Annotated in this window: 16 protein-coding genes; 2 read left to right on the top strand and 14 right to left on the bottom strand. The window is 43.8% G+C overall.

The window, feature by feature from the left end; translation table 11 throughout:
* Window positions 1-12 precede the first annotated feature (12 nt).
* From pstB to truB, 10 genes are all read right to left on the bottom strand, one after another.
* A complete protein-coding gene (pstB, locus tag O3642_RS02805) occupies window positions 13-816 on the bottom strand; it encodes a phosphate ABC transporter ATP-binding protein PstB (protein WP_003006600.1) in 804 nt (267 codons plus the stop codon).
* A 10-nt stretch (window positions 817-826) separates the two neighbouring features.
* Window positions 827-1,711, bottom strand: coding sequence for a phosphate ABC transporter permease PstA (gene pstA, locus O3642_RS02800; RefSeq protein WP_003006597.1), 885 nt, complete (start codon window positions 1,709-1,711; stop codon window positions 827-829).
* Window positions 1,701-2,612: a phosphate ABC transporter permease subunit PstC gene (gene pstC, locus O3642_RS02795; RefSeq protein ID WP_014713132.1), complete on the bottom strand. Its 912-nt coding sequence runs from the start codon at window positions 2,610-2,612 to the stop codon at window positions 1,701-1,703. Before pstC ends, pstA begins: the two co-directional genes overlap by 11 nt.
* A gap of 16 nt (window positions 2,613-2,628) precedes the next feature.
* Window positions 2,629-3,495 (bottom strand): phosphate ABC transporter substrate-binding protein PstS family protein, encoded by an 867-nt coding sequence (locus O3642_RS02790; RefSeq protein ID WP_049490904.1) that lies wholly within the window; start codon window positions 3,493-3,495, stop codon window positions 2,629-2,631.
* 107 nt (window positions 3,496-3,602) lie between these two features.
* Window positions 3,603-4,907, bottom strand: coding sequence for an RsmF rRNA methyltransferase first C-terminal domain-containing protein (locus O3642_RS02785; RefSeq protein WP_371605347.1), 1,305 nt, complete (start codon window positions 4,905-4,907; stop codon window positions 3,603-3,605).
* Window positions 4,908-5,678 carry an inositol monophosphatase family protein gene (locus O3642_RS02780; protein WP_371605346.1) on the bottom strand — a complete coding sequence of 257 codons (771 nt, stop codon included), beginning with the start codon at window positions 5,676-5,678 and terminating at the stop codon, window positions 4,908-4,910. It lies immediately after the preceding gene.
* On the bottom strand, window positions 5,668-5,946 hold the full coding sequence (locus O3642_RS02775; RefSeq protein ID WP_031577056.1) for a UPF0223 family protein: 279 nt from the start codon (window positions 5,944-5,946) through the stop codon (window positions 5,668-5,670). Before O3642_RS02775 ends, O3642_RS02780 begins: the two co-directional genes overlap by 11 nt.
* Window positions 5,947-5,958: 12 nt before the next feature.
* Window positions 5,959-6,360, bottom strand: coding sequence for a Spx/MgsR family RNA polymerase-binding regulatory protein (locus O3642_RS02770; RefSeq protein ID WP_021152971.1), 402 nt, complete (start codon window positions 6,358-6,360; stop codon window positions 5,959-5,961).
* Window positions 6,361-6,531: 171 nt separating this feature from the next.
* Window positions 6,532-7,452 (bottom strand): bifunctional riboflavin kinase/FAD synthetase, encoded by a 921-nt coding sequence (locus tag O3642_RS02765; RefSeq protein ID WP_371605345.1) that lies wholly within the window; start codon window positions 7,450-7,452, stop codon window positions 6,532-6,534.
* Between the two features lie 4 nt (window positions 7,453-7,456).
* Window positions 7,457-8,353, bottom strand: a complete 897-nt coding sequence (gene truB, locus O3642_RS02760) for a tRNA pseudouridine(55) synthase TruB (RefSeq protein WP_173018863.1) — start codon at window positions 8,351-8,353, stop codon at window positions 7,457-7,459.
* Between the two features lie 180 nt (window positions 8,354-8,533).
* Between truB and O3642_RS02755 the strand changes: the two genes are divergently transcribed.
* Window positions 8,534-9,850: an FAD-containing oxidoreductase gene (locus O3642_RS02755; RefSeq protein ID WP_371605344.1), complete on the top strand. Its 1,317-nt coding sequence runs from the start codon at window positions 8,534-8,536 to the stop codon at window positions 9,848-9,850.
* 36 nt (window positions 9,851-9,886) lie between these two features.
* On the opposite strand, the gene O3642_RS02750 is transcribed toward O3642_RS02755, so the two are convergent.
* From O3642_RS02750 to pcrA, 3 genes are all read right to left on the bottom strand, one after another.
* Window positions 9,887-10,687 carry an alpha/beta fold hydrolase gene (locus O3642_RS02750; protein WP_371605343.1) on the bottom strand — a complete coding sequence of 267 codons (801 nt, stop codon included), beginning with the start codon at window positions 10,685-10,687 and terminating at the stop codon, window positions 9,887-9,889.
* 3 nt (window positions 10,688-10,690) lie between these two features.
* On the bottom strand, window positions 10,691-11,965 hold the full coding sequence (locus tag O3642_RS02745) for a DUF2130 domain-containing protein (protein WP_201037173.1): 1,275 nt from the start codon (window positions 11,963-11,965) through the stop codon (window positions 10,691-10,693).
* Between the two features lie 368 nt (window positions 11,966-12,333).
* Window positions 12,334-14,619: a DNA helicase PcrA gene (gene pcrA / locus O3642_RS02740; RefSeq protein WP_045760174.1), complete on the bottom strand. Its 2,286-nt coding sequence runs from the start codon at window positions 14,617-14,619 to the stop codon at window positions 12,334-12,336.
* A 198-nt stretch (window positions 14,620-14,817) separates the two neighbouring features.
* Here pcrA and O3642_RS02735 point away from each other — a divergent pair, with 198 nt between their 5' ends.
* Window positions 14,818-16,011, top strand: coding sequence for a cation diffusion facilitator family transporter (locus tag O3642_RS02735; protein ID WP_371605342.1), 1,194 nt, complete (start codon window positions 14,818-14,820; stop codon window positions 16,009-16,011).
* Window positions 16,012-16,097: 86 nt separating this feature from the next.
* On the opposite strand, the gene lepB is transcribed toward O3642_RS02735, so the two are convergent.
* Window positions 16,098-16,658 carry a signal peptidase I gene (gene lepB, locus O3642_RS02730; RefSeq protein ID WP_155125693.1) on the bottom strand — a complete coding sequence of 187 codons (561 nt, stop codon included), beginning with the start codon at window positions 16,656-16,658 and terminating at the stop codon, window positions 16,098-16,100.
* Between the last annotated feature and the right edge of the window lie 58 nt (window positions 16,659-16,716).

Raw genomic sequence — 16,716 nt, 5'->3', positions numbered from 1 at the left:
TGTCATATTACTTTATCCAAAGTGACCCGATACATAATCGTTGGTCGATTGCAATTTCGCATTTTGGAAAATATTCGAGGTCTTATCGTACTCGATGAGGTTTCCAAGATAAAAGAAACCGGTATAATCACTAGCACGCGCTGCTTGTTGCATGCTGTGGGTCACGATGACAATGGTGTAATCTTTCTTCAGCTCCAGCATGGTTTCTTCTAATTGCGCTGTTGCGATCGGATCAAGCGCTGAAGCTGGCTCATCCATGAGTAGGATATCCGGCTTCACCGAGATAGCCCGCGCGATACAAAGTCGTTGCTGTTGACCACCTGAAAGCGTTAGAGCTGATTTGTGAAGATCATCCTTGACCTGATCCCATAGGGCTGCCTGTTTCAAAGAAGTTTCGACCAATTCGTCCAAGATCTTCTTGTCTTTCACCCCAGCACGTTCATGAGGGAAGGTGATATTTTTGTATATTGATTTGGCAAAAGGATTGGGTCGTTGGAAAACCATCCCAATGTGCTTGCGCATTTCATAAACATTGATATCTGGACGATTGACATCGATTCCTTCATACCAAATTTCACCCGTTACACGCGCAATATCGATGGTATCATTCATCCGGTTCAAACTACGGAGATAGGTTGATTTCCCAGATCCTGAAGGACCGATCAAGGCTGTAATCTTATTCTTTTCAAACTGCATGTCGACGCCTTTAATGGACTCGTTCGTTCCATAATAGACATGCAAATCTTTGGTCGATAGGACCACCTTTTCTTCAGGAAAAGTAATGATGTGTCTCTCATCCCAATTGTATTTTGACATTTCTTCTCCTTTAAGCAGATGTTAGTTTTTTATGGAGGTAACTTCCGAGTTTGCGCGCTCCAAAGTTAAAGATCAAGATAAAGATCAAAAGAACGGCGGCAGAACCGGCTGAGACTTCGATCGAGTCTGGAATAGTTCCTTCACTGTTGACCTTCCAGATATGGACAGCCAAGGTTTCAGCCTGACGGAAGATCGAAATCGGACTAGTCACACTAAAGATATTCCAGTTTGACCAATCAAGAGCTGGAGCCGATTGACCTGCTGTATAGATCAAGGCAGCAGCTTCCCCGAAGATACGTCCTGAGGCCAAGACGACCCCAGTGATAATACTTGGAAGAGCTTCTGGTACCACGACATGAATCACAGTTTCCCAGCGAGACAAGCCCAATGCTAGACCTGCTTCGCGCTGTGTATGGTGGACGTGCTGCAAGCTATCTTCGATATTGCGAGTCATCTGTGGCAGGTTAAAGACGGTCAAGGCCAAGGCCCCTGAAATGATCGAAAATCCGTATTTGAACTGGACAACGAAGACCAAGTAACCAAAGAGACCTACAACGACAGATGGCAAAGAAGACAAGATCTCAATACAGGTACGAACCAAATTGGTCAAACGCCCTTTTTTGGCGTACTCAGAGAGGTAAATCCCAGCCCCAAGAGAAAGTGGGAAGGAAATCACCAAGGTAATGACCAAGAGGAAGAAGGAATTATACAATTGAATTCCGATCCCTCCTCCTGCTTGGTAAGAAGAAGATTTCCCAGTCAAGAAGTGCCAGGATACATGGGGCAAGCCACGGACCAAGATATAAAGGATCAATGAGGCAAGAATCGCAACGATGATCCCTGAAATAGCATACAGCACTCCTGTGGCAATTTTATCCATTCGTTTAGCGTGCATAGTTCTTCTTACCTCTTTCTTTCGTAATCAGTTTAATCACACTGTTAAAGGCAAGACTCATGAGGAGCAATACCAAGGCGAGTGACCAAAGAACATTGTTATTGACCGTACCCATGACGGTATTTCCGATTCCCATGGTCAAAATAGAGGTGAGGGTGGAAGCTGGTGTAGTGAGCGAGGTTGGTACCACTGCAGAGTTTCCGACCACCATCTGGATAGCCAAGGCTTCCCCGAAGGCACGCGCCATACCAAAGACAACCGCTGTAAAGATTCCTGAGCGGGCTGCCTTGAGCGTGACATGCCAAATCGTTTGCCAGCGTGTCGCACCCATGGCCATACTAGCTTCCCGGTAATGACGGGGCACAGCTCGGAGGCTATCGGTCGTCATAAAGGTGACAGTTGGCAGGATCATAACAAAGAGGACAAAGACCCCTGAGAGAATCCCAAAACCAGTCCCTCCAAAGAGACTACGCGTAAATGGGACGACCACTTGAAGGCCAATAAATCCATAAACAACTGAAGGAATCCCCACTAAGAGCTCAATCGCTGGTTGTAAGAAACGAGCTCCTTTAGGAGAGACTTCTGTCATGAAAACTGCTGCACCAATGGCAAACGGCGTTGCCAAGAGGGCAGAAAGCAAGGTTACAATAAAGGAACCTAGAATCATTGGTAGGGCTCCGAATTCCTTTGCAGCAGGATTCCAAGAGCTCCCAAATAGAAAACTAAAGATATTGACTTTATTGACAAAGAAAGTCGATAAACCTTTTTGGGCCACGAAAATCAAAATCATGGCAACGACCACAACAATCAAACTCATACATAGAAAGGTAATGGTTTTCCCAAATTTTTCTAGGCGGGAGTTTTTTGATTTCGTCAGCATTTTTTTTGCTACTTCGTTCATTTTTTACCTAATTCTTTTATTTTTTTGTCACATTCCCTTTTAAATCACGGGTGACTTTCATATCATTGATTGGGATATAGCCCATCTTGCCAACAACTTTTTGCTGGATCTCATCGGTCATCATGTAGTCAATGAATTTTTTAGACAACTCATTGGGTTTTCCTTTGGTATACATGTGTTCATAAGACCAGATTGGCCAGTTATTGTTGACAACATTGGCTTTGGTTGGTTCATAACCGTTAAGCTTCATGGTTTTGACACTGCTATCCAAGTAGGTAAAGGCCAGATACGAGATGGCTCCTGGCGTTTGAGAAACGATGTTTTTCACCATTCCATTAGAGTCTTGCTCTTGGGCCTGCTTGGGTTGTTTGCCATCCATGATAATGGCATCAAAGACAGCACGGCTACCAGAACCAACCGCTCGGTTCACAATCGTGATTTCAAGATCTGGACCTCCCAATTGCTTCCAGTTGGTATATTCACCCGTAAAGATCTTTCGCAATTGCTCTGTTGTCAAATTGTCGATTGAGATATTTTTATTGGCAATGATGGCTGTCCCTGCTACGGCTACCTGATGGTCGACCAAACTAGAGGCATCAATCCCAGATTTTTCCTCCGCAAACAAGTCACTATTTCCAATATCTACAGCGCCAGATTGAACTTGTGAAAGTCCTGTACCAGAACCTCCTCCTTGTACATTTACAATCTTACCAGGATGTTCTTCAATGTAGCGATCTACTACTCCTTCAACCAAGGGTTGTAAGGCAGTCGATCCGACAGCAGTGATGGATTCTCCGCGATTGATCCAAGAAGCACAAGCAGATAAACTTCCTGCTAATGCGATCGTCGCTAGTCCTAGGATCAGCTTTTTAGACTTTTTCAAATCATGTCTCCTTGATATTTCACTATTTCACTTATGATTTTGACAAGTTTTTTTCAAAAAAACCTGTACTTCCACTATATCATAGAACGGGTTCTTTGCCCAGCATTTTACCTAAAACGAAGCCCCTTTGGATAGAAATTTTTTAGGGTCTGTCCGGTCACTTTGGCAAAACCCAAACCATTGCCTTCAACCAGGACCTGGTACCATCCATTTGGATGCGTTTCCTTCAATTGGACCGTCTCTCCCGCCACATAATGAACAAAGTCCTCAGGCGTGATCGAAACAGTCTCTTTGACTTCACTCGGTTTCAGAGCAAGACCAAGGGCAAAACTAGGTTCAAATCGATTTTTCTTGAAGGTCCCTAGGTGCAAGCCATTTCGGGCGATTTTTACTTTGCGCAAATCTGGTAAACCAAGTGGAACCAAGTAGAGTTCGTCACCAAAGGTTTCGAGGACACCTTCTAGAGTGATCTTCAAATGTTTCTTAGCAAACTCCTGCCACCATTTCTTTTGCTCCGCAGATAATTGGTCCTTTTTGGAAGGGATTTTGGCAGGACGATTCTCTCCTAGATAACGGAACTTAGCAACAAATTGTCCCTCCCCTTTAAAGAGATGAGGATACATGCGCGCCGTTTCTGGATGGTCAATGCCTTCTGCCATACCATTGATCTTCTCGATCGTTTCCAGTTCTAGATCAAAATTATCTAAGAGCCAGGATACGATCTCTTCATTTTCCTCAGGAGCCCAGGTACAGGTTGAATAAACCAAGGAACCACCTGGAACCAACATCTTGAGAGCATCCTCTAGAATTTCTCTTTGAAGAAGACTACACTCTCGAGGATAATCGATGGACCAATAGTCCATGGCATCTGGTTGCTTACGGAACATCCCCTCACCTGAACACGGGGCGTCTAGTACAATCAGATCAAAAAAGCCTGAGAAAACTTTGGCCAGACGATCGGCAGACTCATTGGTCACCAGCACATTTCGCGCACCAAAGCGTTCTACATTCTCTACAAGAATTTTCGAACGACCCTTGTGGATTTCATTGGAGACCAAGAGTCCCTGATTGTCCAAATAAGACAAGAGCTGGGTGGTCTTTCCACCAGGAGCTGCGGCCAAGTCTAAGACCTTCATTCCTGGCTTAGGCTGGGCGACTTGGGCCACTATCTGAGCTGCTGGCTCTTGCGAATAGACCAAGCCCGTTGCGTGCTCGATGGATTTTCCTGAGACCTTTCCATAATGTCCCCAAGGGGTATTGGGAATCGGATCATCAAATGCTTTTTGAGTTTCTTTCAAAGGATTAGTCCGAAAGGCCGATACTGCTTCTTGCTCAAAGGTCGCAAAAAAAGCAGCAGCATCCTCACCTAGAAGATGCTGGTATTTTTCTTTAAAACCATTGGGAAAATTCATTTAACTTCTCCCTTTCTTAAGATAGGTTTGAATTTCTGTTAACTTCACTTTTGGAACCATCATAATGGGTTCCACTGACTGGTAATTAGGTTTATCTCCATTTAGATTTAAAACGGTATAGCCCAACTGTTCCCCCATGATCGCAGCTGCGGCATAATCCCAGGGCCAGATATAGCTAAAATAGGCTAGAATGCCACCTGAGAGAATTTTTGAAAAACTAATACCGGCACTTCCGTAGACCCGAATGCCCAGGGAATCTATACCAAGATCGGCCATGCCCCAGTCATTTTTCTCAAGCATACCGACATTTGAAGCAATCAAAAGGTTTTCCAGAGGTTGGTCCACAAAGGGCGTCAGTTCAACCTCATTGCGATAAACAGGGAATTCTCCACCCCCGTAAAAAAGGTGATCCCGCATCACATCGTAGATCAGGCCAAACTGACCAATTCCGTCTTCAAAATAGGCCACCATCACCGCAAAATCTTCCTTTTGGGTCACAAAATTATTGGTCCCATCAATAGGATCAATCACCCAAACGGATCCTTCTGAAATCGGTGAACGAAGGCCATTTTCCTCCGCAAAAATCCGATCTTCTGGGTAGCGATGTGTGATTTTTTCAACCAAATCCTTTTGAACCTGTTGGTCCATCTGGGTGACTAAATCTGTCGGCCCAGTCTTTTTTGAGATCATCAAGTCATCATGGAGATGAAGACGCAAGTAGTCTCCAGCCTCTAAAACGATTTGTTTGGCAAACTCTAATTTATTCTTCAAGAGAAAACCATCCTTCCTCTTTTTGCTTTGCAGTCTGGGTCGCACGATAGAGAGAATAACCGCTCACTTCTTCGAACTCCCGTCCAAGACGCTTTTCTTCTCCGATACTAGGTACGACCTTCTTAAAAGCGCGGTAGGCTTCCATGTATTCTTTGGCCTCTACCTTACTTTCATAAGCTTCTTCAACTTTATTGAAAAAAGAAAGCACTGAAGCAAGCTCTTCAGTGCTCCACGATAAGTCCAGTGGGTAACTATAATTTTTTTGCATTCGACATACTTCTTAGTTTATTTCTGCTCTTAGAGTGGCAGAGCGTAACTCTTGTTTGCGATAACTCCGTGGCAAGAAAGCCCGAATTTCATCTTCGTTAAAGCCAATCTGCATACGTTTGTTATCTAAAATAATCGGTCTCCGCAAGAGACTTGGATTTTCCTCAATCAGACGGATCAAAGCTGAGATGGATAAATCTTCAACATCAACATCCAATTTTTGAAAAATTTTTGAACGAGTTGAAATAATGTCGTCTGTTCCGTTTTCGGTCAAGGCCAATATACTTGTCAACTCCTGTTTGCTCAAAGGACTTGTCATAATATTGTGTTCTTTAAATGGAACATCGTGCTTTTTTAACCAAGCCCGAGCTTTTCGACATGATGTACAACTCGGCGATAAAAATAATGTAATCATGTGGTTCACTTCTTTTTTATATATAACTATCTGACTCTATTATACAAAAAAATTAGGTGCTTGAAAAGCGCTTTTTTGATTTCTCGACGATTTTTCTGAATTTCAGTGGAAAAAAGAAATCCCTTTCATTTTTCCCAAGAAGAGGCACCAAGAAAAGGATTAGGAAAGTTCCTAATCCTTGGTCCAGTTTCGTGAAACTGCTTCATCTTCTTCTAGTTGCGCCACTAGTTGATCGATCCCATCGAATTTGACCATTTCTCGAATCTTATCTAACCAGCGAATGGTCAAGGTATGACCGTAGATATCTCCAGAAAAATCAAAGAGATTGACTTCGAAACGAAGCTCTTTCCCATCAAAGGTGACATTTTTTCCGACAGAAGCCATCCCACGGTAGGTCTGCCCTTTAAAATCGACATCAACTACATAAACCCCATCTGATGGGAGATAGGTTCGGTCAATCGGTGCTAAATTGGCGGTAGGATAGCCAATGGTGCGACCACGCGCATCCCCATGCACGACGATTCCTCGACTGGATAAAGGGTGACCAAGTAGACGGGCAGCTTCTTGGACGCGTCCTTCTAGGATAGCTTGACGAATGCGGGTTGAACTAATCTTTTCACCCTGATCCAATACAGGAGAAATGACTTCCACTTGACCATCAAAATAAGCAGCTAAGTCAGAGGCCGTTTTCTTATCAGAGCCTAAACTATAATCAAATCCAGCAATTAAAACTCGGGCTCTCAAGGCTTTGACAAATTGATCGACAAATTCTTTCGCTGTTTTAGAAGCAAAATCGGTCGTAAAATCAATGAGAAAGAGCTCATCCACTCCTAGTTCGTTTAATTTTTGGAACCGATCCTCAGGGCTCTGCAAATGAAGTAGTAATTCTGGTTGGTAGCGAACAAAGGCTAACTTAGGAGATTCAGGAAAGGTTAACAAAGCGACCTTCAAGACTTTTTCATCCGCTATCTGACGCGCCTTTTTAAAGAGTTCTTGATGCCCCAGATGCAGGCCATCAAAGTAGCCCAGAACCAAAACTGTCTCATTCTCCAAATGGATCTGGTTAGCAGTAGAAATCGTACGAATATTCATGAATTTATTGTAACACACTTTCTGTTAGAAAGACTTTTCGAGGTTTGTAAAGTTCTTCTCTTTTTTCTAAAATTGCTACCAATTTTCCTTGGTAAAAAGCAGCTAACTCTTTGGAGTCACTCTCAACTGGAATAAAGCGTCCCACTTGGACTTCGCCGACCTCTTCTACTGTCAGCTCTACTTTTTCCAGATCCCCGGTGCCAATTTCAAGTGGGTGAAGGAAGCTCAAATCTCCTTGTGCTACTTTTTCAGCCACTTCTTCTAAGGTCAGGGCATCTTCCAGTGACAAACCGGCAGCACTGGTCCGTGTCAGATGAGACATATGGGCTGCGTAGCCCAGTTTCTGACCAAGGTCCACCGACAAGGTCCGGATATAGGTGCCCTTACTGCATTTAACCCGGAAACGAAAACGGGCTAGACTTTCTTCATAGCTAATCTCACTGGTGCGCGTGAATTCATAAATGGTTACCTGTCGGACAGGGCGTTCCACTTCTTCTCCTGCCCGCGCATATTCATAGAGCTTACGTCCATTGACCTTGACCGCGGAATACATAGGTGGTACTTGCTCGATTTCTCCCACCATTTGGGCAATCATGCGGTCCACCTCTCCTGCATCTAAAGGGGCTTCCACTGGGGTCCGCTCTACGACTTCACCACTGGCATCCTCCGTCGTGGTAGAAAATCCCAAAGTGATTTCTCCCTCATAGACCTTGCCTTCATCTTGCATGAATTCGACCATCCGGGTCGCCTTTCCAACTGCAATCGGAAGCACTCCCACCACATCTGGATCCAGCGTTCCCCCATGGCCGATCTTCTTAGTTCCTAAGATTTTTCGCAGTTTAAAGACCACATCATGTGAGGTCATGCCTGCTTCTTTTTTTACATTGATAATTCCGTCCATCTGATTTGCTCTTTCTAACTCTTGTGTGACCATCCGGGTAACCGACCCTTTATTATACCACGAAACGAGACGTCTTGTCCCTCTTTCCCCCTTCTCATGAGCTTCAAAAAAATCCCGTAGCAGATTTCAGACTTTTTAAAATGGGTTTGATACAATAGAAACCGAAAGAAGGTGTAACATATGTTAATGTATGATGTTATTGTGATTGGATTTGGTAAAGCTGGTAAAACACTTGCAGCGAAATTATCAAGCCAAGGAAAAAAAGTTGCTCTGATTGAAAAGAGCAAGTCTATGTACGGTGGTACTTGTATCAATATCGCTTGTATTCCAACCAAGACCTTGATTGTTGCAGCAGAAAAAGGCTTGGATTTTGAGCAAGCCATGAATGAGAAAAATGCAGTCACTACTCGTCTCAATGGCAAGAACTACGCAACTATTGCTGGAACTGGTGTAGACATTATCGATGCAACTGCTCGTTTTGTTTCTAACAAGGTCATCGAAATTCAAGCTGGAGATGAAAAAGAAGAATTGACAGCTGAAACCATTATTATCAATACTGGTGCTGTGCCAACAATCCTTCCAATCCCAGGATTGGCTGAAAGTAAATTTGCTGTGGATTCAACCGGTATTCAACGTTTGGAAAACCTACCTAAACGCCTCGGTGTCCTTGGTGGTGGACCAATCGGATTGGAATTTGCTCATCTCTACAATACCTTGGGTAGCCAAGTAACAGTATTGGATGCTGCGGACACGTTCTTGCCACGGATCGAGCCAAGTATTGCAGCTCTTGCAAAAAGCTACCTTGAAGAAGACGGTATTCAATTCTTGCAAGGCGTTCATACCCAAGAAATCAAAGATGGCCAAAATAGCTTAACGGTTGTCACAGATAAGGGAGACTTTGAGTTCGATATCCTTCTCTACGCAACAGGACGTAAGCCAAACGCAACTGGACTTGGTCTTGAAAACACAGACATCCAAGTCACTGATCGTGGAGCGATCCAAGTCAACCGTCATTTAGAAACCAGCGTCCCTGGTGTCTTTGCAGTTGGCGATGTCAATGGTGGCCCTCAATTCACCTACATGTCACTCGATGACTTCCGCATTGTCATCAACTATCTTACAGGCGATGGTAGCTACAATCTTGAAACTCGTAGAAATTATGCGACAACACTCTTTATTGCTCCTCCACTTGCCCAAGTCGGCTTGACCGAGCAAGAAGCACGTGACAAAGGACTTCCAGTTGCTGTTAAAGAATTGCCAGTTGCTGCCATGCCTCGTGGACATGTCAATGCAGACCTTCGAGGTGCCTTCAAAGCCGTGGTCAACCCAGAAACTAAAGAAATTCTTGGAGTGACACTCTTTGGAGAAGCTGCAGGCGAAATCATCAACCAGATCACCATGGCCATGGACAACAATATCCCTTATACTTACATTGCAAAACAAATCTTTACCCACCCAACCATGGCAGAAAACCTAAACGATCTCTTTGCGATTTAACTAACATAAAAAAGCTGGAAAATATTCCAGCTTTTTTTAGTTTAAGAATTCACAGACAGCCTCTTGAAATGCTTTATTTTCTTCATAAAGAGCATGCCCAGAATGCTTTAGAATAAGGAGCTGACAACCCGAAATCGCTCTTGCCAGTTCCTTGGATCCGTCCACACCAATCACATCATCTTCAAGCGCACCAAGGACCAAGGTTGGACACTGAATTTCTTTTAAGACCTCAAGGCTATTATGTTCCAGGCAAGACTGAGACTGAATAGCAATTCGTTTCTCATCTTTGATTCGTCCCAAGCGACCTATGATATTATAAAGCAACCTCGACTTTTGATAGCTCTTTTGCGTATAGGAATGCTTTGCAATATCCAGCATGAGATGATTAAAATTTCCAGATTGACTAAGCTTTTGCCAATGCTCAATTCGCTCTCTAGCAAGTTGACTAGGCTTTGCAGTGGTCACAGCTAAGATGAGCTTTTGAACCTTTTCAGGGAAATCTACAGCTAGCCATTGAGCAATCATTCCACCTTGTGAAATCCCCATAACATAGGCACTGGTAATATTCAATACCTCCATTGCTTCTGCCACATCTGCTGCCATATCCCGCGTCTTATAGCCCTGTCTCAGCTCATTGATTCGAGAAAAAACATAGATCTTATATCGCTTAGCAAGTAGACGATACGAGAGAGAAAAGAGCTGTGCCTTTCCTTTAACGGTCTGTAACCCATCCCCCAAGCCTGGTATAATTACTAGAGGGTCCTTTCCTTTTCCAAATGTCACATAGTCCATGGTTTTACCATTCATGGACAAGGTAGCGTTCTTTGCTGAATACAAAGATTATTCTCCTTTCAGAGCATCAAACTTAGCCTTCATGGTTGGATTCTTCCGAGTCAATTTTTTAACGGAAACATCATCCAATTTGTTGTTAGCGAGCCGAAGTTGGTTTTCTGATGTGGTCAAGAATTTCTTGACTTCTTCCATCCGCTTGATGGCTTTGTCGATTTCATCGATAGCCTTGCCAAAGTTGACAGAAGCCGAATTGTAGTTCTTAGCAAAGGCTACTTTAAAGGCATCTAGGTCCTCTTCAAAGTGGGTAATATCAATATTTTGTTCACGGACAAGCGCCAATTCCTGCTTGTATTTAAGGGAATTAAGGGCCGCATTACGCAGGAGCCCAATGATCTGGATAAAGAACTGAGGACGGACGACATACATCTTCTCATACTCGTGGCTGACATCGACAATCCCTGTGTTAAAGTAGTCGTTATCTGCTTCAAGCATGGTCACTAAAACCGCATACTCACAGTTCTTTTCTCGACGGTCCTTGTCCAATTCCTTGTAGAAATCCGCATTCTTATGCTTCTTCTCTGTCCCGTCAGCTTCATTCTTCATCTCGAACATAATGGAGATAATCTCCACCCCATTTTCATCGCACTCGCGGAAAATAAAGTCGCCTTTAGACCCACGTGCAGAGACCTTGTTGTCCTTTTCAAAATAGGCATTTGGAAAGGCAAAACTGCGAACCTTGTTGAATTCACTTTCCGCATACTGTTCCAGACTTTCCCCGATGGCCTTGGTCGACTGTTGGGCCTTAAAATTCTTGTAGAACTCGACCTGTTCATTGGCTGCCTTAAGCTGGGCTTCGTAGTTTTGCTTGACAGAAGCTAGGGACAGTTCATTTTCCTTCTCTTGAAGGAGTAATTGGTTTTGTACCTGATCACGCTCCTTCTCCAAATTAGAAAGCGTCTTTTGCAACTGGTTCTCATGCTCCAAGCGCAAGGTGGCCAATTGATTCTCCAGTGCTTGCACTTCTTTTTCTTTCTCTAGCAAGCTTTGGCTAGCTGTTTGCTCCACCTCTTTTTTAGCCAATTCTTTTTCAGTATCAAACTGTTGAATCTGGTTTTGTAACTGAGCAATTTCTTGATCCTTCTTTGCTAACTTCTCTTGCTGCTCATTAAGGGCCTTTTGCTCTGCTAAAGCCAACTCTTGCCGAATTCGCTCATGAATTTCCTTGTCAAACTCTGCTGTCCGTACCTGTGACAAGAGTTCGCTGTATTGACTTTCATTGACTGTAAAGACTTCCCCACAGTTGGGACACTTGATTTCGTTCATAGTATGCCTCTTTCTCTATTCTTAGTATATTATATCATGCCACCAGTAAAATCAAAACCAACAAACGAAGCTTGCTGGTTTTAAGTAAATATTCATTCTTTTATAGAGACTTTCCTTAGGTGAGGACGGACGGTAGCGACTCCCTTTGGGATTCCATACCTTAGATTTGAGCCTTTCGTCTCAAATCTACCGAGCACCAGAAACTAATGCGTTTCTGATGCTTTCCTCACGGCGAAAAGTCTCAATCTATTTTGCACTAGTTCCAAAATATTTTTTTCAATAGTCTCATTCAGTAATAACTTTAGATTTCTGAAAAGATGTTGCTTATTTATAATCTGAAACAGTGGACTTAGCTTACTGGCTTTAGTTTATTTCTTCTCAATCGGCGCGACACTGGCCAAGAGTTTCTTGAGACCCACTTCTGGGAAGTTGATCTTGAGCTCTTGGGTGTTGCCACTACCAGATACTTCAAGCACAGTTCCTTCTCCCCACTTCTTGTGAATGGCAATATCACCAATGGACCAAGCGACGCTTTCTTTAGCAGCAGCTCGGTTACTATTACCAAAAGGTAGGCTTGATGACGTGAGAGCACTTGGGGATGCTTGTCTCTTGCGCTCTTGAAGGGCTTGAGACAGGCTCATGCCTTTTCCAAATGTCGTTCCGCTTCCATTGCTATAAGAAGCCTTAAAGCTGGTATTAACTGGACGGGCTAATCCTTGGTAGGTCAATAAATCCGAGCTAATTTCATTGATGAAACGCGTCGGACGGTTGTAGCTGGTCCGTCCAAAGAGCAAACGAGAGTTGGCATTGGTCAAGAAGAGAACCTTCTCTGCCCGCGTGATCCCCACATAAGCCAAGCGACGTTCTTCCTCCAATTCATCTGGATCCTCTGCTGCACGACTAAGAGGAAAGACATTTTCTTCCATTCCAATCAAGAAGACGACCGGGAACTCCAATCCCTTGGCTGCATGAAGAGTCATCAAGGTGACTTCTGAAGTTTCTTGGGCCCCATCGTCTGTATCGGCAATCAAGGCCAAATCGTTCAAGAAACGACTCAAGGTTTCCACACCTGATTCGTCTTCGACGGTCTCTCCATTTTCATCAAAATTCTTGGTAACAGATAGGAACTCTTGGATATTCTCGATGCGGGCCTGACTTTCCAAATTTCCCTGATTGGTTAGGGCTGTCATATAACCTGTCTTGTCAAGGACTTCTTCGACCAACTCTGTAATGGTGAGCTGGTCCAATCTTTCTCTCAAATCAAGAATGAGATTGGCAAAGTCCCAGATGGCTTGAGCGGCCTTTCCTTTGATGCCTGAGAGCATGATATTGGCTGAAGCATCCAGGAGTGAAGACTCTTGCATTTGGGCAAAGTCACGAATCTTATCCACTGTACCTGGCCCGATTCCCCGCTTGGGTTCATTGATAATGCGCTCAAAACTGATATTGTCACTGAGGTTGGCAATCAAGTTCAGATAAGCAATGACATCCCGAATTTCCTTCCGGCTGTAGAACTTGGTGCCTCCCACCATGGTGTAGGGAATGTTGGACTTGAGCAGCGCTTCTTCAATGGTCCGTGACTGGGCATTGGTTCGGTAGAGAACAGCAAAATCACGGTGCTTGTAGCCAGCTTCGCGACTGAGCTCTTCAATGGTTTTAGCAACAAAGACTGCTTCATCCTGCTCGTCATTAGCCCGATAATAAACAATATCTTCCCCGTCTTCATTTTGTGTCCAGAGATTCTTCGGACGGCGGTGGCGATTGTTTTTGATGACATCATTGGCTGCTTGCAGGATAGTTTTAGTGGAACGATAATTTTCCTCCAACAAAACGACCTTAGCTTCCTTATAATCCTTCTCAAAGTCCAGGATATTCTGCATATCTGCTCCCCGCCAGCCATAAATAGACTGGTCCGCATCCCCAACGACACAGATATTTTTAAAGCGTGAAGCCAAGAGTTTGACCAACTGGTATTGGGCATGGTTGGTATCTTGATACTCGTCTACGTGGATGTATTGGAACTTCTGCTGGTAATAGGTCAGCACATCTGGATGCTGATCAAAAAGACGCAAGGTCAGCATGATCAAATCATCAAAGTCCACTGCTTCTGACTGACGGAGTTCCTTTTGGTAAGCCTCATAGCACTTGGCGACGATCTGGGTGTACATATCGCCAGCCTGGGCGGCGTAGGCCACTTCATCGATCAGGTCATTTTTGGCATTGGAAATAGTCCCCAAGATTGTCCGTTCATTCCATTTTTTAGGATCCAAGTTCAAGGACTTCAAGATCCGCTTCATCAAGGTCCGTTGTTCTCCTGGATCTACAATGGTAAAATTGCGATTGTAGCCAATATGATCCGCATCTCGGCGAAGGATGCGCACACACATGGAGTGGAAGGTCGCAATCAAGCAATCTTGGGTGGCTGGATTCAATTGATAAGCCCGCTCCTTCATCTCCCGAGCGGCTTTATTGGTAAAGGTAATGGCCAAAATATTCCAAGGATTGACCATTTTTTCATCGATCAAGTAAGCGATGCGGTGGGTCAAGACACGTGTCTTACCAGAACCAGCCCCCGCCATGATCAAGAGGGGACCTTCTGTCGTTTGGACCGCCTCTGCTTGGCGATCATTCATACCATTCAATAAAGGATTCATCTCATACTCCTCATTCATTCAATCGTTCTATTATACCACATTTTCATCCTTTCTCCTTTTGGAAACAGTTGGCATCATTTGAATTTTGAACTCAAAAAAGCTATAATAAAGCCTTAAGAAGAACGAATATTTCCTCATCAACAACGATCCAAGTTTGTCCCTTAGGAGGAAATCTACAGAAGTCTGGAGGAGTTATCAGTGAATCAATCACAAAGTAATTTAAAACTAGCCGAACGTGGAGCCCTGATCAGTATTGTCGCCTACCTGATTCTTTCCGCAGCTAAATTAGCAACAGGCCATCTTCTTCACTCCTCCAGTTTGGTCGCGGATGGTTTTAATAACTTATCCGATATTATCAGCAATGTCGCCCTTCTCATTGGCATTCGCTTAGCCCGCCAGCCAGCTGACCGCGACCACCGGTTCGGTCATTGGAAGATTGAAGATCTAGCTAGTCTGGTGACGTCCATCATCATGTTTTATGTGGGCTTTGATGTCCTACGAGATACTGTTCAGAAAATCCTCAGTAGAGAAACCACTGTTATTGATCCTTTAGGGGCCATTGTCGGAGTCGGCTCGGCCCTGGTTATGTTTGCGGTCTACCTCTATAACCGCACCTTAGCTAAGAAAGCCCAATCCAAGGCCCTCAAGGCAGCTGCTAAAGATAACCTCTCTGACGTGGTTACTTCCTTGGGAACTTCAGTTGCGATTGGGGCTAGCGCTCTCAACTACCCCATTGTAGACCAATTGGCAGCCATCGTCATCACCTTCTTTATCCTAAAAACTGCCTACGATATTTTCATTGAATCCTCCTTCAGCCTCTCTGATGGTTTTGATGAAAGTCTATTGGATAAATATAAGGCTGCCATTCTGGAATTGCCAAAGGTTAGCCGGGTCAAATCCCAACGGGGACGGACCTACGGAAGCAATATCTACCTGGATGTCGTCATCGAAATGAATCCAGACCTCTCTGTTTATGAGAGCCATGCGATTACCGAAGAGGTCGAGCGCCTTCTCAAGGAACAGTTTGGCGTCTTTGATATCGATGTCCATGTGGAGCCAAGTTCTATCCCAGAAGATGAAATTTTGGATAATGTCCTTCTCAAATTAAAGACCTATGAAGAACGCTTGCAGGCTCAGCAGGAATACCAAACCCTCCTAGCAGACAACTTCACCCTCATCAATGAGTATGGTCAAGAAAGCCACAAAGAGGACCTGGTCCGTTTGCAGGAAGAACATCAGATTCCTTTTAAGAATTTCGAGATCGAATCCATTAGTCAAAAGACTAAGTTGATTCGCTATGAGTTAAATAACCAGATCCATACCAGTCTCTGGCGGCGTCATGAACACTGGCAAAAGGTCTTTCACCAAATTACCAGTAAACAAGAAAAATAGAACTCTTTACCTCAATCCAACCAGAATAAAAGCTACTGCAATTCCTTTCTGCAGTAGTTTTTTTGTAAGAAAAAATAGCCTTTCGGCTATTCTTCTACTTTTATAAATCCAAATTTATTAAGAGGATAGAGACGCAGATTCACAACCCCTTCGATCTGATTTTTATGGATATAACCAAACTCACGACTATCTTCTGTATCCCCACGGTTATCATTTAAGACTAGATAAGTATCGGATGGTACACGACCAGCCTTGGTCCCTTTTAACTCTGATAAGAAGAAATCATCCGTATAATACCCATTACTCGTAGGAGCCGCTAAGTGTTTATTCAGCATTTTATTTAGGTAAGGTTCTGGTGTTGCCTGTCCATTTAAATAGAGGACGTCATCTACGTAGCTGACTTCGTCGTTTTCTTTGGCAATGACACGACCAAGGTATTCTTTTCCACCAACCTTGTATAAGACCAAATCACTGCGATCTACCTGAGCATTTCTAGTCGCGACCACAAGATCTCCATTTTTCACAGAAGCATTGGCCATCTTATCATTGATATTAAATGGATGGAATACAAAGATTCGAAGCAAAACCAGTGCTAAAACCAGTACACCGACGATGATGACATTTCTAATTAAATCTCTCCTTGGCATGTATGTCTCCCTTCCTTTTTATTTATTATACCATGTTTTTAATCTTTAAAAAAGAGAA

It is taken from the genome of Streptococcus sp. 27098_8_66 (assembly GCF_041431945.1).
Taxonomy (GTDB): Bacteria; Bacillota; Bacilli; order Lactobacillales; family Streptococcaceae; genus Streptococcus; species Streptococcus dentalis.
Note: the sequence above shows the minus strand (reverse complement) of the source record. Positions and strands in the feature narration are given on the sequence as shown.